General features: G+C 56.0%; 23 protein-coding genes. 6 read left to right on the top strand and 17 right to left on the bottom strand.

Annotated elements, in window-relative coordinates; all coding sequences use genetic code 11:
• Window positions 1-161 precede the first annotated feature (161 nt).
• The 3 genes from manD to CYR52_RS02160 all read left to right on the top strand — a co-directional run bounded on the left by manD (window position 162) and on the right by CYR52_RS02160 (window position 3,825).
• Window positions 162-1,376: a D-mannonate dehydratase ManD gene (gene manD / locus CYR52_RS02170; protein ID WP_072926381.1), complete on the top strand. Its 1,215-nt coding sequence runs from the start codon at window positions 162-164 to the stop codon at window positions 1,374-1,376.
• 14 nt (window positions 1,377-1,390) lie between these two features.
• The gene (locus CYR52_RS02165) at window positions 1,391-2,410 is read left to right on the top strand and encodes a Zn-dependent oxidoreductase (protein WP_101827901.1); all 1,020 of its coding nucleotides are present in this window, start codon (window positions 1,391-1,393) and stop codon (window positions 2,408-2,410) included.
• 128 nt (window positions 2,411-2,538) lie between these two features.
• Window positions 2,539-3,825 carry an MFS transporter gene (locus CYR52_RS02160; protein ID WP_072926379.1) on the top strand — a complete coding sequence of 429 codons (1,287 nt, stop codon included), beginning with the start codon at window positions 2,539-2,541 and terminating at the stop codon, window positions 3,823-3,825.
• Between the two features lie 66 nt (window positions 3,826-3,891).
• Here CYR52_RS02160 and CYR52_RS02155 read toward each other — a convergent pair whose 3' ends face one another.
• From CYR52_RS02155 to gatZ, 11 genes are all read right to left on the bottom strand, one after another.
• Window positions 3,892-4,989: an NADH:flavin oxidoreductase/NADH oxidase gene (locus tag CYR52_RS02155; protein WP_072926377.1), complete on the bottom strand. Its 1,098-nt coding sequence runs from the start codon at window positions 4,987-4,989 to the stop codon at window positions 3,892-3,894.
• 179 nt (window positions 4,990-5,168) lie between these two features.
• Window positions 5,169-5,321, bottom strand: a complete 153-nt coding sequence (locus CYR52_RS02150) for a DUF2474 domain-containing protein (RefSeq protein WP_072926376.1) — start codon at window positions 5,319-5,321, stop codon at window positions 5,169-5,171.
• A 34-nt stretch (window positions 5,322-5,355) separates the two neighbouring features.
• Complete coding sequence (cydB, locus tag CYR52_RS02145; protein ID WP_072926374.1) at window positions 5,356-6,363, bottom strand: cytochrome d ubiquinol oxidase subunit II; 1,008 nt, start codon at window positions 6,361-6,363, stop codon at window positions 5,356-5,358.
• A 1-nt stretch (window position 6,364) separates the two neighbouring features.
• A complete protein-coding gene (locus tag CYR52_RS02140; RefSeq protein WP_072926373.1) occupies window positions 6,365-7,789 on the bottom strand; it encodes a cytochrome ubiquinol oxidase subunit I in 1,425 nt (474 codons plus the stop codon).
• Between the two features lie 418 nt (window positions 7,790-8,207).
• Complete coding sequence (locus tag CYR52_RS02135) at window positions 8,208-9,086, bottom strand: LysR family transcriptional regulator (RefSeq protein WP_072926371.1); 879 nt, start codon at window positions 9,084-9,086, stop codon at window positions 8,208-8,210.
• A 751-nt stretch (window positions 9,087-9,837) separates the two neighbouring features.
• Window positions 9,838-10,692 carry a tagatose bisphosphate family class II aldolase gene (locus tag CYR52_RS02130; RefSeq protein ID WP_072926369.1) on the bottom strand — a complete coding sequence of 285 codons (855 nt, stop codon included), beginning with the start codon at window positions 10,690-10,692 and terminating at the stop codon, window positions 9,838-9,840.
• Window positions 10,693-10,752: 60 nt separating this feature from the next.
• Window positions 10,753-11,802 (bottom strand): galactitol-1-phosphate 5-dehydrogenase, encoded by a 1,050-nt coding sequence (gene gatD / locus CYR52_RS02125; RefSeq protein ID WP_101827869.1) that lies wholly within the window; start codon window positions 11,800-11,802, stop codon window positions 10,753-10,755.
• 47 nt (window positions 11,803-11,849) lie between these two features.
• The gene (locus CYR52_RS02120; protein WP_072926366.1) at window positions 11,850-13,226 is read right to left on the bottom strand and encodes a PTS galactitol transporter subunit IIC; all 1,377 of its coding nucleotides are present in this window, start codon (window positions 13,224-13,226) and stop codon (window positions 11,850-11,852) included.
• A gap of 5 nt (window positions 13,227-13,231) precedes the next feature.
• Window positions 13,232-13,516 (bottom strand): PTS galactitol transporter subunit IIB, encoded by a 285-nt coding sequence (gene gatB, locus CYR52_RS02115; protein WP_072926364.1) that lies wholly within the window; start codon window positions 13,514-13,516, stop codon window positions 13,232-13,234.
• Window positions 13,513-14,013: a PTS galactitol transporter subunit IIA gene (gene gatA, locus CYR52_RS02110; protein ID WP_072926362.1), complete on the bottom strand. Its 501-nt coding sequence runs from the start codon at window positions 14,011-14,013 to the stop codon at window positions 13,513-13,515. Before gatA ends, gatB begins: the two co-directional genes overlap by 4 nt.
• Window positions 14,000-15,301, bottom strand: a complete 1,302-nt coding sequence (gene gatZ / locus CYR52_RS02105) for a tagatose-bisphosphate aldolase subunit GatZ (RefSeq protein WP_101827868.1) — start codon at window positions 15,299-15,301, stop codon at window positions 14,000-14,002. Before gatZ ends, gatA begins: the two co-directional genes overlap by 14 nt.
• Window positions 15,302-15,683: 382 nt before the next feature.
• Between gatZ and CYR52_RS02100 the strand changes: the two genes are divergently transcribed.
• A complete protein-coding gene (locus CYR52_RS02100; protein ID WP_072926359.1) occupies window positions 15,684-16,475 on the top strand; it encodes a DeoR/GlpR family DNA-binding transcription regulator in 792 nt (263 codons plus the stop codon).
• A 42-nt stretch (window positions 16,476-16,517) separates the two neighbouring features.
• Here the strand turns inward: CYR52_RS02100 and CYR52_RS02095 are convergent, their stop codons facing one another.
• The 3 genes from CYR52_RS02095 to CYR52_RS22310 all read right to left on the bottom strand — a co-directional run bounded on the left by CYR52_RS02095 (window position 16,518) and on the right by CYR52_RS22310 (window position 18,118).
• Window positions 16,518-16,841: a hypothetical protein gene (locus CYR52_RS02095; RefSeq protein WP_072926357.1), complete on the bottom strand. Its 324-nt coding sequence runs from the start codon at window positions 16,839-16,841 to the stop codon at window positions 16,518-16,520.
• A gap of 413 nt (window positions 16,842-17,254) precedes the next feature.
• Complete coding sequence (locus CYR52_RS22570; RefSeq protein ID WP_165698445.1) at window positions 17,255-17,407, bottom strand: hypothetical protein; 153 nt, start codon at window positions 17,405-17,407, stop codon at window positions 17,255-17,257.
• 429 nt (window positions 17,408-17,836) lie between these two features.
• Window positions 17,837-18,118, bottom strand: a complete 282-nt coding sequence (locus tag CYR52_RS22310; protein WP_146001318.1) for a hypothetical protein — start codon at window positions 18,116-18,118, stop codon at window positions 17,837-17,839.
• Between the two features lie 78 nt (window positions 18,119-18,196).
• Here CYR52_RS22310 and cspE point away from each other — a divergent pair, with 78 nt between their 5' ends.
• Window positions 18,197-18,406, top strand: coding sequence for a transcription antiterminator/RNA stability regulator CspE (cspE, locus tag CYR52_RS02090; RefSeq protein WP_139300255.1), 210 nt, complete (start codon window positions 18,197-18,199; stop codon window positions 18,404-18,406).
• Window positions 18,407-18,473: 67 nt separating this feature from the next.
• Here cspE and CYR52_RS02085 read toward each other — a convergent pair whose 3' ends face one another.
• Window positions 18,474-19,664: a multidrug effflux MFS transporter gene (locus CYR52_RS02085; protein ID WP_101827867.1), complete on the bottom strand. Its 1,191-nt coding sequence runs from the start codon at window positions 19,662-19,664 to the stop codon at window positions 18,474-18,476.
• On the bottom strand, window positions 19,661-20,263 hold the full coding sequence (locus tag CYR52_RS02080; protein ID WP_072926354.1) for a TetR/AcrR family transcriptional regulator: 603 nt from the start codon (window positions 20,261-20,263) through the stop codon (window positions 19,661-19,663). Before CYR52_RS02080 ends, CYR52_RS02085 begins: the two co-directional genes overlap by 4 nt.
• 210 nt (window positions 20,264-20,473) lie before the next feature.
• On the opposite strand from CYR52_RS02080, the gene CYR52_RS22565 reads away from it, so the two are divergent.
• Complete coding sequence (locus CYR52_RS22565) at window positions 20,474-20,671, top strand: hypothetical protein (RefSeq protein WP_072926352.1); 198 nt, start codon at window positions 20,474-20,476, stop codon at window positions 20,669-20,671.
• Here the strand turns inward: CYR52_RS22565 and crcB are convergent.
• Window positions 20,649-21,032, bottom strand: a complete 384-nt coding sequence (gene crcB, locus CYR52_RS02070; RefSeq protein WP_072926351.1) for a fluoride efflux transporter CrcB — start codon at window positions 21,030-21,032, stop codon at window positions 20,649-20,651. The genes CYR52_RS22565 and crcB overlap by 23 nt on opposite strands.
• Window positions 21,033-21,126: the final 94 nt, after the last annotated feature.

The raw sequence follows: 21,126 nt of genomic DNA, 5'->3' as shown, positions 1-21,126 counted from the left end.
AACGGCCAGGTTACCCCCTTCATGTTACCGTGCGATGAGCGGGGCCTATTCCGTGATCAATCGTCCATTTTTTACACGTTATACTTGTATGGTAGTTATGTCAGATCTAGAGTCACTGCCTGATGTGCGCTGACACGGCGCTGGCTGATAAGGAACAGACGATGAAAATTGTGAAGGCAGAGGTCTTTGTAACGTGCCCAGGGCGGAATTTCGTCACGTTGAAAATTACCACCGATGAGGGGGTGACCGGGCTGGGTGACGCCACGCTGAACGGGCGGGAATTGTCAGTGGCCTCCTATCTTCAGGATCATCTTTGCCCGCAACTGGTGGGGCGCGATGCGCACCGCATTGAAGACATCTGGCAATTTTTCTACAAAGGCGCGTACTGGCGGCGTGGGCCGGTCACCATGTCCGCGATTTCAGCCATCGATATGGCGCTGTGGGACATCAAAGCCAAGGCGGCCAATATGCCGCTTTACCAGCTGCTGGGTGGGGCCTCGCGGGACGCGGTGATGGTCTATTGCCATACCACCGGCCACTCCATTGATGAAGTGCTGGATGATTACGCGAAACATAAAGAGATGGGGTTCAAGGCGATCCGCGTGCAGTGTGGCGTGCCGGGCATGAAAACCACCTATGGGATGGCGAAAGGCAAAGGGCTGGCGTATGAACCGGCGACCAAGGGCAACTGGCCCGAGGAACAGCTCTGGTCCACGGAAAAATACCTCGACTTCACCCCGAAACTGTTCGACGCCGTGCGCAGTAAATTCGGTTTTGAGGAGCACCTGCTGCATGACATGCACCACCGCCTGACGCCGATTGAAGCCGCACGCTTCGGCAAAAGTGTGGAGCAGCATCGCCTGTTCTGGATGGAAGACCCGACCCCGGCGGAGAACCAGGCCTGCTTCCGCCTGATCCGCCAGCATACCGTGACGCCGATTGCCGTGGGCGAGGTGTTTAACAGCATCTGGGATTGCAAACAGCTGATTGAGGAGCAGCTGATTGACTATATCCGCACCACGCTGACCCATGCGGGCGGCATCACCGGGATGCGCCGCATCGCCGATTTCGCCGCGCTTTATCAGGTGCGCACCGGCTCACACGGCCCGTCTGACCTGTCGCCTGTCTGCATGGCAGCGGCACTGCATTTTGACCTCTGGGTGCCGAACTTCGGCGTGCAGGAGTACATGGGCTACTCCGAACAGATGCTGGAGGTCTTCCCGCACCACTGGACCTTTGACCGCGGCATGATGCACCCCGGTGATAAACCGGGTATCGGCATTGAATTTGATGAGAAGCTGGCGGCCAAATACCCGTTTGAACCCGCCAACCTGCCGGTGGCGCGCCTGGAAGACGGCACCCTGTGGAACTGGTAACCGAGGATAAAACGATGAAAAGTGTTGTCATCCAACAGCCGGAACAGCTGGTGATTGAAGAACGGCCGCTGCCGGAGCCACAGGCGGGCGAGGTACGGGTACGGGTGGTCAGCGCCGGTATCTGCGGCTCAGACGTGCACATCTTCCGCGGCCATAACCCGTTTGCGAAATACCCGCGCGTGATCGGCCATGAGTTTTTCGGCCTGATTGATGCGGCAGGCGAGGGCGTTGACCCGGCCCGCCTCGGCGAGCGGGTAGTTATCGACCCGGTAGTGAGCTGCGGCCACTGCTACCCCTGTTCGGTGGGCCGCCCCAACGTCTGTACCTCGTTGCAGGTGATTGGCGTGCACCGGGACGGCGGCTTCAGTGAGTATGCCTGCGCCCCGGCCGGGAATGCCTACCGGGTGCCGGACAGCATTCCCGATCGTGAGGCGACGATGATCGAACCCTTCAGCATCGCGGCCAATATCTGCGCGCAACTGCGCCCCACGGAGCAGGATGTGGCGCTGGTTTACGGGGCCGGGCCGATGGGGCTGACGGTGATTCAGGTGCTGCGTGGCGTGTACGGGGTGAAACAGATTATCGTGACCGATCGCATCCCGGAGCGGCTGGCGATGGCGCAGGAGAACGGCGCAGACCAGACGATTCATAACGGGGAAACCGATCTGGCCGCCGCGCTTCAGGCCCAGGCGATCCGCCCGACGCTGATTGTGGATGCCGCCTGCCACCCGTCGATTCTGCCGGAGGCGATTGCGATCGCTTCCCCGGCGGCGCGCATCGGCATCATGGGGTTTTCTGCTGAGCCGTGCACCATCAACCAGCAGGCGATCACCGGCAAAGAGCTGTCTATTTTCAGTTCACGCCTGAACAGCGTGCGCTTCCCACAGGTGATCAGCTGGATGACGGAGCAGCGCATCCGGCCGGAGAAACTGATTACCCACGCGTTTGTGCTCCACCACGTCACCGATGCCCTGACGCTGTTTGAACAAAACCAAAAAACCTGCTGCAAGGTGTTGCTGACCTTCAGCGACTAGCGCCGGACATGGTCATACACAACAGAAAACAGGTGCCTGCATAAAACGGGTACCTGACTGACACAGAGGCGGCCACGCACCCGGCCGCCGGTGCACCCCTTACCCTGCAAAGACTACGTGGAGTACTTATGTTTAAGAACTTACGTTGGACCATCGTGTTCTTGCTGTTCCTGGTCTACATGATCAACTACCTCGACCGGGTGGCGCTCTCGATAACCCTGCCGATGATTGAGCAGGACCTCACCCTGAATGCCGAGCAGTTCGGCATTATTTTCGGCAGCTTCTTCTTTGGCTACGCGTTGTTTAATTTTGTCGGCGGGCTGGCCGTAGACAAATTCGGCCCGATGCTGGTGCTCGGCGTGGCGGTGGGGTTGTGGTCAATCTTCTGCGGCATGACGGCGCTGGCTTCCGGCTTCTATTCCATGCTGATCCTGCGCGTGCTGTTCGGTATGGCGGAGGGGCCGATCTGCTCCTCCGCCAATAAGATGATCAACGGCTGGTTCCCGCGGAAACAGGCGGCAACCGCGATGGGGCTGCTGAGCGCCGGTTCCCCGCTGGGCGGCGCCGTGGCCGGGCCGATTGTGGGCTACCTGGCCCTGGCGTTTGGCTGGCGGCCGGCCTTTATGATCATCTGTGCGGTGGGCATCGTCTGGATGCTGGTCTGGTTCTTTGTGGTGGCGGACTCGCCGGAGAAAAGCCGCCGCGCCGGTGAGCAGGAGCGCGCGCTGATCCGCGAGCTGAAAGCCGCTGACCAGGGCAGTGAAGAGGCGAATCAGCAGCCGGGCCATTCGCTGATGTTCTACCTGCGCCAGCCGATTATCCTGGTCACCGCGTTCGCCTTCTTCTGCTACAACTACATCCTGTTCTTCTTCCTGAGCTGGTTCCCGTCCTACCTGGTGCAGGCGCACGGGCTGAATATCAAAGAGATGAGCATCACCACCATGATCCCGTGGATTGTCGGCTTCGTCGGGCTGGCGCTGGGCGGCATTATTTCCGATGCGATTTTCCGCCTGACCGGCAAACTGCTGTTGTCGCGCAAAATCGTGCTGGTGGTCTGCCTGCTGGCGGCGGCGGCCTGCGTGGCGCTGGCGGGCACAGTCAGCCAGGTGGTGCCGGCGGTGCTGCTGATGTCGGTGTCGATCTTCTTCCTGTATGTCACCGGGTCTATCTACTGGGCGATTATTCAGGATGTGGTGCACACCTCCCGTATCGGCGGGGCCAGCGGCTTTATTCACCTGATCGGCAGTGTCTCCGGCATTATCGGCCCGATCGTGACCGGCTACATCGTCCAGAACACCGGCAAGTTCGACAGCGCCTTTATTCTGGCCGGGGCTGTGGCAGCGCTGGGGGCGATACTGGTGCTGTTTGTGGTGCGCCCGCAGCGCCCGGCCACCACACCCGCCGCCAGCCACTGACGCTGTGCGCATAAAAAAACAGCGTGCCCTTTTGCGGCACGCTGTTTTTTTTGGCGAAACAACACATTATTCGCCGCGATAACGTTCCAGCCAGTGGGCGTAAGGCGGCGGCATCACCCACGAGGGGTTGTCGACGCCGAGGCGACGCGCGGCCATATAAGGCCAGTGCGGATCGGCCAGCATCGGCCGCGCCAGCATCACCATATCCAACTGGCCGTCACGGATCATGGCATCGGCCTCTTCCGGCTTGCTGATGTTCCAGCTGGTGGCGCAGGGCAGGCCGGTTTCCGTGCGTACCCTGGCGGTGAGATCCGCCAGCATATTTGCCCCCCACGGGATGTTTGCCTCCGGCGTGGAGAAGCCCATGCTGACGTCAATGAAATCCAGGCCGGCCTCTTTGAATTTCTTGATCAGGGCGATGGCGTCGGCGGTGGTTTCTTCGTCACGCCCGTCAAACTCGATCACCCCAAAACGGGCGGTGAGCGGCAGATGGGCCGGCCAGACCTGGCGCACCGCTTCCAGCGTCTCTAACAGGAAACGCCCACGGTTTTCCGCACTGCCGCCATACTCATCATTGCGCTGGTTGGAGTGTGCCGAGAAAAAGCTCTGGCCTAAATAACCGTGGGCAAAGTGCAGCACCAGCCACTCAAAACCGGCATCACGGGCGCGGGCAGCGGCACTGACGAAATCCGCTTTCACCCGGCCGATGTCCTCCGGCGTCATCTCACGCGGCACTTTTTGCAGGTTGGCACCAAACGCCAGCGCAGAAGGCGCCAGCGTTTCCCAGCCGCGCGGGTCATCTTCCGCGATGTGATCATCCCCCTCCCACGGGCGATTGGCGCTGGCCTTGCGGCCCGCATGGGCGATCTGAATACCGGCCACGGCCCCGGCGGCTTTGATGTCACGCACAATCGGCACCAGCCGGTTCGCCTGCTCATCATTCCAGATGCCGAGGTCAGCCGGGGTGATGCGCCCTTCCGGCGCGACTGCCGTGGCCTCCACCACCACCAGCCCGGCACCGCCGCGCGCCAGCGAGGCGTAATGCGGCCCATGCCAGTCGGTGACCAGCCCATCTTCAGCCATGTACTGGCACATCGGCGAGACGGCAATGCGGTTGCGCAGCGTCAACCCTTTCAGTTGGAAGGGGGAAAAGAGTGAACTCATGGTGTCTCCTGGTTGCAGTAAGAAAATCGGTTGCGGTGAGGAAAACGCGCCCGGCGGGCAGAGAGATCAGTGTAATGGCTAACGGCAGGCTTTGCGTAAGGGAAGGGGGCAATAAAAAAGCCATCTCCGGGGAGATGGCTTAGGGTGTCAGCGTAAACGTATCCGCCGTGGGGGGACGTTTAGTGGGAGCGCATCCCGGCGGCGGTCATCATCAACCGGAACACCGTTGCCACGCAGCCCAGGGCCAGCACGCTGCCCGCGTAAATCGCGACCAGCCACAGCACACGTTTCCACAGCGGGGAAGGTGCCTGAGTATGGGTATTCTCAATCATCTGTTCTTCCTCAGTTATGCCAACAGGGGGATTATCAGTGGTAGCCTTCATCCGGGCTGATCTTCCCGCGGAACACGTAGTAGCTCCAGAAGGTGTAGACCAGAATGACCGGGATAATCAGCAGGCCGCCAACCAGCATGAAGCCCTGGCTCTGCGGCGGTGACGCTGCCTGCCAGATGCTGATGCCCGGCGGAATAATGTTCGGCCAGATGCTGATACCGAGACCGGTGAAGCCCAGGAACACCAGCGCCAGCGTCAGCAGGAACGGCGAGTAGTGCGCGTGGCGTTTCACGCTGCGCAGCAGGCCCCAGGCCGCCGCCACCACCAGTACCGGCACCGGCAGGAAGTAGAACAGGTTCGGCAGGGTGAACCAGCGGGTCGCGATGGCGCTGTGTTGCAGCGGGGTCCAGGCACTCAGTACCGCAATCGCCAGCAGCAGCAGGATAACCAGCGGTTTCACCAGCGCAGACATTTTACGGTGCAGCGCATGGTCGGTTTTCATGATGAGCCAGGTACAGCCCAGCAGCGCATACGCGATCACCAGACCGAAGCCACAGAACACGGTGAACGGCGTCAGCCAGTCCATCGCGCCGCCGGCAAAGGTACGGCCCTCGACCGGGAAGCCGTTGATGAACGCACCAACCACGATGCCCTGGCTGAAGGTCGCGATGACCGAGCCGGCGATGAAGGACTTGTCCCAGAAGGCGCGGTGCCCTTCGGTTGCCTTGAAACGGAACTCAAACGCCACGCCGCGGAAGATCAGGCCAATCAGCATGATGGTCAGCGGAATAGCCAGCGCGTCAGTGATGACGGCATAGGCCAGCGGGAAGGCGCCATACAGTGCCGCGCCGCCCAGCACCAGCCAGGTTTCGTTGCCGTCCCAGACCGGGGCGACGGTGTTAACCATCATGTCACGCTCAACCGCATCTTTGTTGAACGGGAACAGGAGGCCGATCCCCAGGTCAAAGCCGTCCATCACGATATACATCAGTGTGGAGAAGACGATGATGGTGAACCAGATAATAGAAAGATCGATACCCACGTTATTTACCTTCTTCCGGTTGGTTTAACGGTTCTTTCACCGCGGAGAGCGGACGGGCAGGGGTGTGTTTGGTCCCTGGGCCACCTTCCGGCGTATGGCTGCCTTCACCCATCTCCGGGCCTTTCTTGATCAGGTGGAACAGGTAGGTGTAACCCACGCCGAATACCGAGGAGTAGACCACGATAAAGGCGATCAGGCTGATGCTCATCTGCAGGTCACCGTGTGCCGACACCGCGTCTTTGGTACGCAGCAGGCCATACACGACCCAGGGCTGGCGGCCGATCTCCGTCGTGAACCAGCCTGCCAGAATCGCGATCAGGCCAGACGGCCCCATCAGCAGGGTGAACCACAGGAAGGCGCGCGAGGTGTAGAGACGGTCTTTAAAGCGCAGCCACAGGCTGATCACGCCCATCAGCACCATCAACATGCCGAGGCCTGCCATGATGCGGAACGACCAGAACACAATGGTGGAGTTCGGGCGGTCTTCTTTCGGGAAGGACTTCAGCGCCGGTACCTGGTCATGCAGGCTGTGCGTCAGGATCAGGCTGCCGAGATACGGGATCTCCAGCGCATATTTGGTCTTTTCCTGCTCCATGTCCGGGATGCCGAACAGGATAAGCGGCGTCGGTTCATTCGGCGGGTTTTCCCAGTGGCCTTCAATCGCAGCAATTTTTGCCGGTTGATGGTGCAGGGTGTTCAGGCCGTGCATGTCGCCCAGCATCGCCTGGATCGGCGAAACAATCAGCGCCATCCACAATGCCATAGAGAACATCTTACGGATTGCCGGGGTGTCATGCTTACGCAGCAGATGCCAGGCCGCAGACGCGCCCACAAAGAAGGCGCTCGCCAGGAAGGCGGCGGTGGCCATGTGCATCAGGCGGAACGGGAACGACGGGTTAAAGACGATCGCCATCCAGTCAACCGGGATCACCATCCCGTCTTTCAGCTCGAAGCCCTGCGGGGTTTGCATCCAGCTGTTGGACGCCAGGATCCAGAAGGTAGAAATGATGGTACCGAGTGCCACCATGCAGGTGGCAAAGAAGTGCAGGCCACGGCCTACGCGGTTCCAGCCAAACAGCATGACGCCGAGGAAGCCGGCTTCGAGGAAGAAGGCGGTCAGCACTTCATAAGTCAGCAGCGGGCCGGTGATGCTGCCGGCAAACTGGGAAAAACCGCTCCAGTTGGTGCCGAACTGATACGCCATCACCAGGCCGGACACCACGCCCATGCCAAAGTTTACGGCAAAAATTTTCGACCAGAAGTGGTAAAGATCGCGGTAAACCTCGTTCTTTGACTTCAGCCACAGCCCTTCCAGCACAGCCAGGAAACTGGCCAGCCCGATAGTGATAGCCGGGAAAATAATATGGAAGGAGACAGTAAAGGCGAACTGTATCCTGGCGAGATGAAAGGCGTCTAATCCAAACATTGCTTACCTCGATCTAGCATAGCATCCTCGTTTATTTTTTATTTACCAGCAATTAACAAGTGAGCTACATTTTTGTGCGGTTCAGATAATTAACTGCGGATTTCTTTCCTTCTTTGATCACAAAATCAAAGCCGGTGAAAGGGCAAGCACAATAATATTGATCTGCATCATGGCGGTTACGATTATTGATATGAATTGTTTCTGATGGAGGTTATTTAGACTTTGTTTCAATGTTACGGTTTTATCGGGTAATGATAATGGGATGTGAAATTGGTGTATTTTATGTGGCTATATTGGAATAAAATCCAAAAATAGTGCTCAGCATAATTGCCTGTGCATTTAGTTTAACGCAAAGGGAAATGTTGCCCTAATTCCTTAGGGCGAGGCGCTTTGCCACTGGAAAACCGGGGGCGTTGCATCAGGAGGTGAACAGGTTGCGGGTAAAATCGATAAAGCTTATCACCGTGGGTGACCGTTCCCACTTGCGGTAAATAATATTGATTTCAGAAGGAATAGCCGGCGCGGCCAGCGGCCGGTACACCACTTCCGGCAGAAACACCGTATTCGATAACACATCCGGCACTATGGCGACCCCCTCGTTAAAGGAGACGCGCGACAGGACATCCACCAGGCTGCCGGGGCTTTCACTTTTTTTAACTTTGAAGCCACCCCGGCGCGCGACCTCAATGGTGCCGTGGGGCTGCTCAGGAATAATGAATTTCTCATTGCGCAGCTCGAAGGGCTCTACCGGTTGCTGGCGGGCCGCCAGCGGGTGCGCGGCAGGCAGCGCGACGCAAAAAATATCTTGCTGAATATGCAGGCTTTTTATGTCATCCGGCAGGCGTATCGGGCTGCGGATAAAGGCAATATCCAGCTTGCCTTCGCTGACCATTACCGGCAATTCGTTCATAGGATATTCGCGCGGCGTAATGGTGACATTCAGGTTCTGCTTTCTGAACTGGGACAATAACTTACTTAAAATTCCTGACCAGAGCGCCGAACTGACGTAGCCCAACCCCAGATGCCCGACTTCTCCCCGGCTGGCTAAACGGCCGATCTCGCGCGCCCGCTCCGCCTGGGCCAGGGTCGCGTTGGCTTCCACCAGAAACAGGGCACCGGCCTGGGTCAGGCTCACACTGCGTTTGGTGCGGGTAAAGAGTTCGACGCCAATCGACTCTTCCAGTTGCTTGATCTGTACTGAAAGGGTAGGGGCCGCGATGCCTAATTTCTCAGCTGCCGCGCCAAAATGCAGCTTTTCTGCCAGAACCACGAAGTAATGAAGATGCCTGAGTTCCATGTGTTACCTATAATTAGTTTATACCTAATAGTAGCTAAAAAAATTTGCATGAGCAGTAACTAAAAGTTTTCACAGCATGAAAAATCTTGTTACATAGGTGCGTAAAATATCGCCTCTCAAAAAATAGCTGCGATAAAGCGGATAAATCACGCCATTAAAAATGTGTTAACACGAAGGCGCGAAAACAAAGGCGTGCCGGGCCGCGTTATTATTGAGCGGTATTGTCTGATAGCTCTTTATAACCTTTTCCCCTGACGTTTCAGGCTGGCGTATTTGTCACAGTATCGCGAACCTGTTAATGGAAATAATTCTCATTTAAGCAGGACGACAAATATCACAGCGTTTTCGCCCTCATGGTTATTATCTATTTTCTGTTGGATGGCCTGTTATTTATTCCCCGCCTGATTTATGACCCACTGCGTCTCTCCGTTCCTATATGGCCAGCGCCCTGCTATTGCCGGCGGCACAGGCTGCCGGTAATTGAAAATGGCAGTGACATAGGGTGCGGGTTCCTGAATGGCCAGGTATACAGACAGCCAGATACACGATTCATTCATTCGCCCGCTATTAGTTACAACGTACTTATGACTAGACGTCCTAGTGGCTTCCACATACAGCACCTCAGCAGCACCCGCTTTGCTGAAAGAACGGCTATCAGAACGGAAACAGCGCGTTCAGTCGGGCAGGGTAGGTGCATGAGTGTGTGATGAGGGTACCGGGCATCCCGGCCCCGGTACACGTGCCCCAAAAGTCAGAGTTTGTCTGCGCTGCCGCACATCAGGATCTTCTCTTCGACCACTTTACGCATGGCGTCTTTACCGGGCTGAATGTAATGGCGCGGGTCATTGGCCTCAGGATGGTGGCTGAAATAGGTTTTCACTGCATCAGCAAACGCCATCTTGAGTTCTGTCGCCACATTCACTTTGCAAATGCCGGAGGCGATGGCGCGTTTCACCATGAGGTCAGGTAACCCGGAGGCTCCGTGCAGCACCAGTGGGGTATCGGTGTGAGAGCGGATCTGCACCAGGCGGGCAAAATCCAGTTGCGGTTCGCCGTCGTACAACCCATGCGCTGAGCCAATCGCCACCGCCAGCGAATTAATACCGGTTCTGCTGATAAAGCCTGCGACACTGAGCGGGTCGGTAAAAAAGCTCTCTTTTTCTGACACGGTCAGATCATCTTCCTGGCCGCCCAGCCGGCCCAGCTCTGCCTCGACGCTGGCATCATAACCGTGGCAGAACTGCACCACGGCCGCCACCTGAGCAATGTTTTGCTCAAACGGGGCGTGGGAGGCGTCAATCATCACTGAGCGGACACCGGCGCAGACTTTATGCGCAATGTCAGCAGGGTCGTCATGGTGATCCAGATGTAATGCCAGTGGGCGTTGCGTGGTGCGTGCCGCCTCGCGGCAAATGGCGACCAGATAGTCCACCCCGGCATAGTTAAATGTGCCGGGCGTGCCCGCCAGAATCACCGGCGATCCCATGCGCGCTGCGGTGTCGGCCACCACCTGAATGGTTTCCAGATTATGGATATTAAAGGCAGGCACCGCGTAGCCTTCGCGTTGTGCTTTGCGGAGCATTTCCCGTGTTGATATCAGATACATACTTTTTTCTCGGCAAAACCGCAGCCGCCCGGTACACCCCACCGGAGGCTGCCGGAAAGGTTAGTGGGCAGTAAAATTCAACAGGAGTTTTCCCTGCATCGGCCGACCCTGCAGGGCGCTGACGTCCTGGGCAAATTGCGCAGCATCACCGATGTGGGCAATTAAAGGGGCCAGTGTCAGGGCACCTTTGCTGAACAGGGCTTGTGCCTGTTGCCACTCCACGCCCGGCCAGCCGGTGGAGTAGTTCATCCAACTGCCCAACAGCGTAAGTTCTTTGCGCAGGATCTGGCCGAATACCGGCGCAGTCAGCGTCAGGTCTTTATGTAGCGTACCGATTAATGCCAGTTGGGCGCGCGGCCCGGCAATCTCAATCGCCAGGGCGATGGTTTGCGGGGTGCCTGCCGTTTCGAGGATTAACTGATCAAAGCGCTGTTTATGCAGTTGCGCGGCAATCTCCTGCGCGTTCAGCGTTGCACTGTTAACTGTCAGGGTGGCTCCGCTGGTTTGTGCCTGCGTCAGGCGCCCGTCGTTGATGTCCAGCGCCGTGACGGACGCCGCCCCCAGCGCGCGGGCACATTGAATCACCAACTGCCCGATGGTGCCTGCGCCAATTACCACTACATGTTTGTTTTCACAACCACCGGCAAGATGCAGCGCATGCAAGCCGACTGTGACCGGCTCAAAGAACGCGCCCTGTAACAATGAGGCATCCGCCGGGAGTTTGAACAATGCCGGGCGCTTGACCACGATGTATTCGGCGTGTCCGCCTTCTGACCGTGAGCCGATAAACTGATAGTGTTTACACTGTGAATAGAGGTGCCGGCGGCACTCTTCACAAGTAAAGCAGGGTTGCAGCGGCACGCAGGCCACACGATCACCGGCCGCCAGATCGGTGATCGCGTGGCCGCATCGCACCACTTCGCCACTGAACTCGTGGCCCAGCGTGATCGGGTAGTAATGCGCGCCGGAGGCAAAAATACGGGGGATGTCAGAGCCACATAATCCGGAATAGGCGATGCGGACCAGTACGTCATCCGGCTGGGTAACAGAGGGCTGCGGCCGTTCTTCTACCGATACCTCGCCGTTTGCGTGAATCACAACAGATTTCATAACCAGCTCCTGAAAGGGGGCGTCCGCCCCCGTTGAATGAGAGGGCATCAGACTTTTGCCGCTTTTTGCAGGGCCGCCGCCTGGGCATCGGCACGCATAAACCCGCGGGCGCGCCGCCATGTCAGGAAGACCCCCAGTGCATAGATCACACCGATGACCAGCAGGCCTGTCAGGTTTTTCCAGGTCAGCAGTTCAACCAGCAGGTAGGTGATCGGGGAGCCGCCCTGATCCATTGAGGCGACTAACCCGCCTGCCTGTTTCAGGGTGCCGGCATTCGTCGCCAGTTGGGTATGCAGGCCAATGGTCTGGGTCGCTATCCACAGGGTCATGCTCATGATGAGGGTGCCTGAGATCAGCGTGCGGAACAGGTTGCCCTGATGCACGGCTACCGCAATGGCCACGAAGAAGCCGATGGTCGCCAGATCGCCGAACGGCAGCACCTGGTTTCCCGGCACCAGGACGGCGATCAGGATAGTCAGCGGAATAAAGATCAGGCTGGCAGAGACTACCGAGGTATGCCCCAGCAGCAGGGCAGGGTCGAGACCAATCAGGAACTCCTGCCCGCCAAACTTCGCCTGGAGCTTTGTGCGGGCATGGCGTGCAATCGGCGTCAGGCCATCCATGATCGGCTTGATGACCCGTGGCATCAGCAGCATGACGGCAGCGGTTTTTACGGCCAGTTGCAGCACGTTTTTGACATCGTACCCGGCCAGGAAACCAATCAGCAGCCCCATCACAAAGCCCACGGTGACCGGCTCACCGAAGGGGCCGAAACGCCGCTGAACATCATCCGCACTGAAATGGATTTTGTTCAGGCCGGGGATCTTGTCGATAACGGTATCAACCAGCACGGCAATCGGCCCGAGATAGGCGGAGGAGCCGTGAGGAATGGCGATCCCTTCCAGGGCGAAATAGTCGCGGGTATCTTTAGCAAACCAGTCGCCCAGTTTGTAGATGAACGCGGCATGTACCACTACGCCCAGGATCGCCAGCCAGTAAGAGCCTGTCGCGATATGCACCAGTGCGCCGGTAAAGGTCATGTGCCAGATATTCCAGATATCGACATTGACTACCCGGGTCATCCGGGTGACCAGCATCACAATATTGACCGCAATGGCAATCGGGATTGCCACCAGCGCAATCTGCGAGGCCCAGGTCATGGGGGAAGAGCCGGGCCAGCCGACATCCACCACGTGCAGGTTAATTTCAAAATGTTCGGCCATGGCTTTGGCCGCCGGGCCGATGGAATCAAGCATCAACCCGATGACCAGCCCTATGCCGACAAACCCGATGCCGATATGGATGCCGGACTTAAACGCATCGCCCAGTTTCATGCCCAGCAGCAGGGAGAACAGGATGATCACAATAGGCAGCATCACAGTGGGGCCGAGATCGAGGATGTAGCGCATGATGTCGGTAAACATGGCAATCACTCCTGCAGCAGCATCAGTATCTTCTGTTTAAGGGCATCAATGCCGACGCCTGACACAAACGGCATTCCATGCACCAGCGGAATCGTACCGAATTGACGATCCACCCTGGCCGTGGTGCAGATCAGGTCAGCTCCGTCCATATAGGTTTCAATTTCAGTGACCCGGCACTGCACCAGATCAAGCTGGATATGGTGTTCCGCGCACAACTCCTTGATCTCTTCTGCGGCCAAAGTGGATGTGGCGACCGCGCCGCCACAGGCCACAATAATTTTTCTTTTCATGGGAGAACTCCTTGCTGTTGTTGGTGTTGAGACGTAGGGGAGGAGGGCAGTGAAAACAGACGCCGGCGGAACAGTTCGCCCAGCGCCTCATCCGGTGCGGCTAATAACGCATCCAGAAAATCAGGCTCCTGTAACTGGCCAAACAGGGTGCGCAGCAATACCAGCTGCTGCTGGGGATCCGTCACAATCAGCGCAATGATCAAAGAGACAGTGAGAGTGCTCTCGTCATCAGCCTGCTGAAACGGCACCGGCTGAGCCGGGCGAATCAGATAAAGCGCGGGGCGGCGGGCATGTTCCGCGCTGCAATGGGGAATGGCGACCGCGTGCTTATCCAGGGCAATGCCGGTCGGGAACTCTGCTTCCCGCGCCAGCAGGGCGGCAGGATAACCGGGGTGAACCACGCCCTGGGCCAGCATCTCCTGGCCGATATGCACCAGCGCCTGTTCCGCATCAGCAAAGTGAAGGCCGGACGTGGCAAAAATTTCACATGGCTGCATGGGCAGGCTCCTCAGACGGGGAATAACCGGGCGCGCACCCTACGCGATACGCGCGCAGCACATCCTGGATTTTGTCGATGATCAGGGCATGGGGCGTGGCGGCCAGCTGCCCGGCCAGCACACGCTGGAATTGCACCGGCAGATGCTGGCTGAGCAGGCCAAGCGGCAGGTCAGTGTGCTGAAGGTTGGCAAGCAGGGTATCCAATGCGGCCTGAATACGGGGATGAGACCAGTAGTAGCGGATGCGGTCAGACAGGCTGAAATGCAGGTCGACCAGCGCCTGGCTGAACGTCGGGTGGTAATATTTTTTCCAATAATGGGGTTCATCCAGCATGACGCGGTCGATCACATCCAGAATCTGGCTGCGTGATTCCGGCGCAGTCAGCGTATGTTCCATTGCGGCCAGGGCAAAGATTGCCTCGCGCAAGGCAAACGTCAGCGCCGGGCCCACTTTGAGAATGGCGTAATGATCCCGCACCAGTTGTTGGTAAGCCTGCGATGTCTGGTAATCGGTGGAGTGCGCCTCGTACACCAGTGGGGTGGTAGTAATGAAATGGGTCAGTGCCTGGGCGGCCTCAGGCTGATAGTGCACGACGCGGGAGTGGTCAAACTCGACGCCCGGTTGCACGACCAGCGCAATAATACGGGAGATTGCGTCATCGAGCCCGGCTTGCTGAAAAGCCTGATAGTGCAGCTGAAGGGTGTCGGCGGCCGCTTCCGGAGTGGTGATATGCACCTGTTCGATGGTGGTGGCTTCGCCCCCCGGCACCGGCACTTCAGTGCCGATGACATACGTCAGGGCTTCCCGCTGGGCCAGGGTGGCCGCGGTTTCCGCCACGCGGCAGAGGCGCGCCGCACGCGCTGCCACCACGGCCGGCGGCAGCGGAACCGGATCATCTGCACAGGACATGGAGGCATCCAGATGGATCTTGCTGAACCCGGCGCGGACATAGTCCGCTATCATCACTTCCGCTTTTTGCATTGCACTTTCTGCAGGCTCATGTTGCCAGCAGTTCGGCCCAAGGTGGTCTCCACCCAGGATCAGGCGCTCCGCCGGAAAGCCAATACGCTGGGCCAGTGTCAGTACCGCCTCACGAAACGCTGCCGGGGTCAGGCCGGTATAGCCGCCAAGCTGATTGACCTGATTGGAGGTGGCCTCAATCAGCACTTTGCGCTGGCTGGTGAGATCAAAACGCAGGGCGGCTTCAATAACCCAGGGGTGTGCAGAGCAGACAGAACAGATACCGACAGCGTCGCCCTGCTTGTGTTGCTGGATAATTTCTTTCATTTTCAATCTCCGTTTGTTTTCGAATAACAATCGGTTTATTTCGAAATCACTGCAATCCTGCCCTGTTTGATTCGTGATATAGATCGAGTTTATTTTTACGTTTTCTTTCTTTTTGCTTTTTCTTTTCGAACGACTTCGCATGATGCAGGGGTAAGGCAGAACGTGAATCAAAACGCTGGTGAATGAATGCGTTATTTGTATAATTTGAGGTTATATATTGATTTTTAAGAAAATAATTAGCGTTGTTTCTATTGATTTTCATAAGCGCTGGTGCGGCATTCAGACGGCGGGGCAGAGAGCAAAGCGCGGATAAAAATTTTTCTCCCCTTTCGTATGGTGTTTGTTTACACTGGGAGAAATAGGGAAAAGCGGGCTGGACATTATGAACTCTTATGAGCGACGCCATAAAATAGTAGATTTGGTGAATCTTCAGGGCAGTGTATTAGTCACCGAGCTTTCAGACGCTTTCGATGTTTCGGAAGTGACGATCCGGGCGGATCTTCGCCTGCTGGAGGAGCGGGGCATGGTGCTGCGCTTTCACGGCGGCGCAGCCAGGCCGGGGGAAGCAGCAGACACCTGGCTGGCGGAGAGCAGTAAAGAAGCCGTTGAGGTGGTTCTGGAGGATCGTTACCGTTTGGCCAAGGATCCGAAAAAGCGGATTGCTCAGGCGGCTGCAGCGATGATTAACGTCGGGGATACGGTGATCCTCGACAGCGGCAGCACCACGATGCTGATTGCTGAAGAGTTGGTAAGCCGGTCAGACATCACGATTATTACCAACAATCTACCCGCGGCTTTTGTGCTTTCGGAAAATAAAGATATCACGCTGGTGATCTGCGGCGGCACCCTGCGCCATAAAACCCGGTCTATGCACGGCACAGTTGCGGAGTCAGCATTACAAGGGATTTCTGCCAATCTGATGTTTGTTGGTGCAGATGGGCTGGATGCGGTTAACGGCATCACGACGTTTAATGAGGGTTATTCAATCAGTGGCGTGATGGCAAAGGCTGCCAAACGGGTTATTGCCGTGACGGATGCCTCGAAATTTGGCCGGCGCGGTTTTAACCAGGTTCTTCCCCTGACGCAAATCGATACGGTGATTACGGATAACGGCATCGGCGACGATGAACAACAGGCACTGACCCAGAGCGGGATACAGGTTGTTATCGTATAAGGGCAATAGAAAACAAGAAGCCCCGAAGGGCTTCAGAAGAGGCTATTTCGCTGATGGCGCGGGCGGCATCGGAGGCAGTTCAACCACTGACACCCGGACTTCATAATGGCCGCCGCTTTTTTGCGGCATAACAGAAAGCAACTTGTTCAGCCCTTCCGTTGGGTTGTCTGTTTGCAGCGACGCCTGATAGAGCGGGATCAGCGGTGGGGGCATTTTGCCTGGGAAGCCATCATGCGGCCCCCTGCCTTCATTTATTGAAGGTGGCGCGTCATGCGCTTTCTCTGCCGGGGCGGCTGTCGCTGAAACGCTGGATGCAGTCAGGGCCAGTGCCAGCAGGCCTGCCGCCGTTAAACCGATCTTCTTCATAAAAACCTCCAGTAACCGGGCAACATCGCCCGGCCCCTTATCAAACGCTTTCCCACAGAGGCGCTCAAGGTGCTTTACGCAACCTTTTCTCTGCTAACGCAAACCTGAATATTGAGAAACATTTTAGTTCCCCGCAGGATTTATATAACGTGACTTTTTGATAATTAAGAGGTTTACGGCTTAACACTGTTTTCATGCCTGGCAGCGGCAGAAAAGCGGGGGGGAATCCTACTGGGGAAAACATGAAACCCAGTAATGCTCCTGTCACTGCTATAGCTGGAGGGGGTATGGCTTACATCGCCATCCGGTCAGCGCAGCAGGCTGTTTTTTATTTTTCCCAGGCAAAGGTGATGACACCTTTTGGGACAGGCTAAAGAAGGAGGAGCGGCCTGGTCAAAAAATGACGCTAAGGCTTAAAAAATCTGGGAAATCAGGGCAATAACCGCGACCCAGAACAGTGCACACCCGCCCAGGATCAATTTCCAGGCTACAGGGCTGCTGACAGAATCGATGTTGAAAACCGGTTGCTGCTGCTGTTGCTTGATAACGTGCTGATGGCTGTTCATGATGCTCGATCTCGCAGTGAAATTTAGGATTAATCGTACACGATGGCGTAACGGAGCGTGAATATAAACTATACAAACTGATAATGCATTCTAAAAAATGAGATTAAAGAATGTAATTTCTTCTAAGAATAGTCCTATCCATGAATAATAGTGGTTTAGCAACCAGTAGTTTTGAGTTTCCGTAAGAATATTTTTATTAACTTATTGATTTTTAATATTTTTATTAAGTTGTAAACAAAAAGTAAGAGAGAAGTGATGGCGATCACATATCGCGTTCTGCCTGTCCAGAGGCCTTTTTTACAAAAAAATGCCCTGTTTGCGAGGAGGTAGGTTAGTAAAAATAGGTCAATAAAAATGATACATAGAGCCAATTAAAGAAATTGTAAAAAAAGAGTTTTTCAAAAAGGAAATTATATAGAACTTAAATGATTAGCTTGTTATATATTTGCCGCCTCTTTGATTGCCATACCCTGCCGGCTTTTTAAAAACCCATGATATATATCCGGCGCGTGCTTTTCTTATGATAAATGATAAAAAACAAAAGGTTATGAAGAGGTGGCGGAGGGCGGTAAGCGCATAGAGGCATAAAGGAAAATATCGGGCGTTTATAAATTCCGGCAAGAGAGAAAAGCGGGCGTCCAGCTTTTTTTGCAGTAATTGCGAGGTAAAGAAGAAATTTGCGACATTTATCGCTTTATCGTCTTCTGCCACTGGACAAACCTCCGGCTAATTGCTGTACTGTTACCCGACACACATTTTGTGTCGTTCATTCACGTAAAGGTAAGTTTGATGTCTAAGATTAAAGGTAACGTTAAGTGGTTCAATGAGTCCAAAGGCTTTGGTTTCATTACTCCTGAAGATGGCAGCAAAGATGTATTCGTACACTTCTCCGCTATCTCCAGCAATGGTTTCAAAACCCTCGCTGAAGGTCAGCGTGTAGAGTTTGAAATCACTAACGGTGCCAAAGGCCCGTCAGCTGCTAACGTTGTTGCGATCTAATCGCCCCAATTCTGAAAAAACCCGCCTCGGCGGGTTTTTTTATGTCTGCTGATGGCGAAATTGCCTGTCAGAGGCGCTGCTTGCGCACTAACAACGTAAAGCAAAGAATCGCCAGCAGGTAACAGCCAAAGATCGTGTACGCCATAGAGAACGCCGACGTACCATGCAGCCCAGTCAGCGGCACACTGATCGCACCCAGCGTAAACATCGTCATACCTATCAGGGCAGAGGCACTGCCTGCGCTTTTATCTTGTGACTGCATCGCCAGGGAAGAGGCGTTTGGCCCGACCACCCCAATGGTAAATACCGAGAAGAATAACGGAATCAACAGCATAAACAGCGGGGCATGAAGATAACCGGCAATCATCAGCAGGAAGGAAGAGGTCGCCGCGATAACCAGGCCCAGTTTCACCACTTTCAGCTCACCCCATACCAGGCTCAGGCGGGTTGAAAGCTGGGCCGCTATGACCAGCCCAATGCCGTTAAGCGCAAAGCAAAAGCTGAACATCTGGGGCGTGAGATGATAAATCTCCTGCAATACAAAAGGAGAGGCACCAATATAAGCAAACATCCCGGCGGTGATACAGCCTTGCGTCAGGCACAGTCCCATGAACTGCCGTTGACGCAGTAACCGGCCAAGGTTACCCAGCAGGGAACCTACTCCCCCTTGTGCGCGGCGTTCCACCGGCAGGGTTTCATGTAGCCGCCAGCGGGAGATGATGATCAGCACCGCCGCGATGGCCGCCAGTACCACGAAAATTCCGCGCCAGTTCATGATGCTCATCAGCCCACCGCCCAGCACCGGTGCCAGAATCGGGGCCAGCCCATTGACCAGCATCAAAAGCGCAAAGAAACGGGTCAGCTCATGGCCGGCATAGAGATCGCGGGCAATAGCGCGCGACAGCACCGCCCCGCCGGCACCGGCCAGCCCCTGCAACAACCTGGCAGCAATCAACTGGTGGATGTCCGGCGCGACAGCACACCAGACCGAAGCGGCCAACAACAGCAATAATGAAAACAGCAGTGGCCGCATCCGGCCGAGGTTGTCACTCAGCGGGCCGAAGATCAGCTGCCCAAGCCCGAGGCCAAATAGACCGGCTGTCAGGCTAAGTTGGGTCAGGGCAGTGGCGCTGTGTAATTCAACGGAGAGTTGCGGCAGGGCCGGCAGGTAAAGATCGGTACAAAGAGGGCCGAGGGCGGCCAGGGATCCTAAAGCCAGCGCATAACCTAAACGCTGACGGGCGATGTGTTTACTCATGGGTCTTCCGAAGCAGGGAGAATTGTTGTGAATAGCGACAAATAAAACGTGTTCAGTAACGAAGGATTGGCTTTCTGATGGTTTAACCGGCGAAACGCCGTGCCTTCACACATCACTGCCATAAATTCAACCCACACGGCGAGCTGTTCCTGGTTCAGTTCGGGCCGCAGCCCGGTCAACATATCCATTGCCTGACCGAACAGCCTGTCGTCCGCCTCGCGCAGGATACGGGCGACCGTAGGATTGCGGGTGGCTTCTGCGGCCACCTCCAGCATCAATGCGTGATCAATTTCCCGTTCTTGTGGGTCACCTGCCAATAACCGGTGAGACAGCATGGCGGCTGTCTCCTGCACATCGCCTTTTTTGAACTGCATGTGGTTTACTTTCGTTTCCACAATACGGCGGACGATCTCTTCGATAATGGCATCTTTATTGGTGAAATAACGGTAGATCTGGCCCACGCTCAAGGCTGACATCTGGGCAATTTCTGCCATGCCGGCACCATGAAATCCATGATTCCGAAAGCAAATGCGTGCAGCAGTGATGATTTGATCGCGCCGCAGACGGGCACGCTCCTCTTTATTGAGCGGCTGATTCATCGCATGTTCCGGGTCAGTATGGGCAAGCACTCTCATGCCGGAGCAAAGGTTGCAGGCAAATGAGAACGAACGTTCACAGTGAATTGTATGACATTAGCCTACACAGGGAAATAACAAATTACCGGCCGCAGACAGGCCAGGCCGGGGGGAGGGCAGCAGAGAAGGGCATGTTACCGGCGCGCCGGAAGCGCGCTGCCGGAGGTGTTAAAGATGAAAATATTGATAGAAAAAACTGACCACAACCGCCAGACAAAAAAGAAGGGTCAGGCATTCAACAGAGGTTTTTGGCAGGGTGAACATCATCAGTATCTCTGGCAGGCCTACGAGAAATTGATTATTACCCACCAAGATGAAGGAAACATGAAGGGGCGTCTCTTTACTGCACTCAACGCCCGCTGTACGCACTGACAATCAGGAAGGCCAGGCTGGTCATCAGCAGTGAACCGGCAAGGTTCAGCACGATATTCAGGCCCGCGGCTGCCAGCCGTCCCTCTTGCAGCTGATAAACCACTTCCAGTGAGAAAGTGGAAAAGGTCGTCAATCCGCCACAAAAACCGGTGGTGATTAACATTTTCCATACCGGATCAATTTGCGTCAGCCGGGCCAGCGTGGCGATCCCCAGCCCGATAATAAATGCCCCGACCAGATTAACCGTCAGGGTACCGAGCGGCAGCACCGCAGAGAGGGGATTCATTTTCAGGCTGACGTACCAGCGGGTGACGCTGCCCAGACCACCACCAATAAATACGGCAAGAAGTGTAGCGAACATAAAAAACCTGTCTGTAGAAAGGGAGAGGCACGGAGGCGAACCTACGCACCCGGCGACGCAGGCATCATCAGCCCTGAGGCGTTTAGGGGGAGTA

The organism is Chimaeribacter arupi (assembly GCF_002858805.1).
In the GTDB taxonomy this organism is placed as follows: Bacteria; Pseudomonadota; Gammaproteobacteria; order Enterobacterales; family Enterobacteriaceae; genus Chimaeribacter; species Chimaeribacter arupi.
The sequence above is the reverse complement of the archived record's forward strand: the minus strand, read 5'-3'. Positions and strand labels throughout refer to the sequence as shown.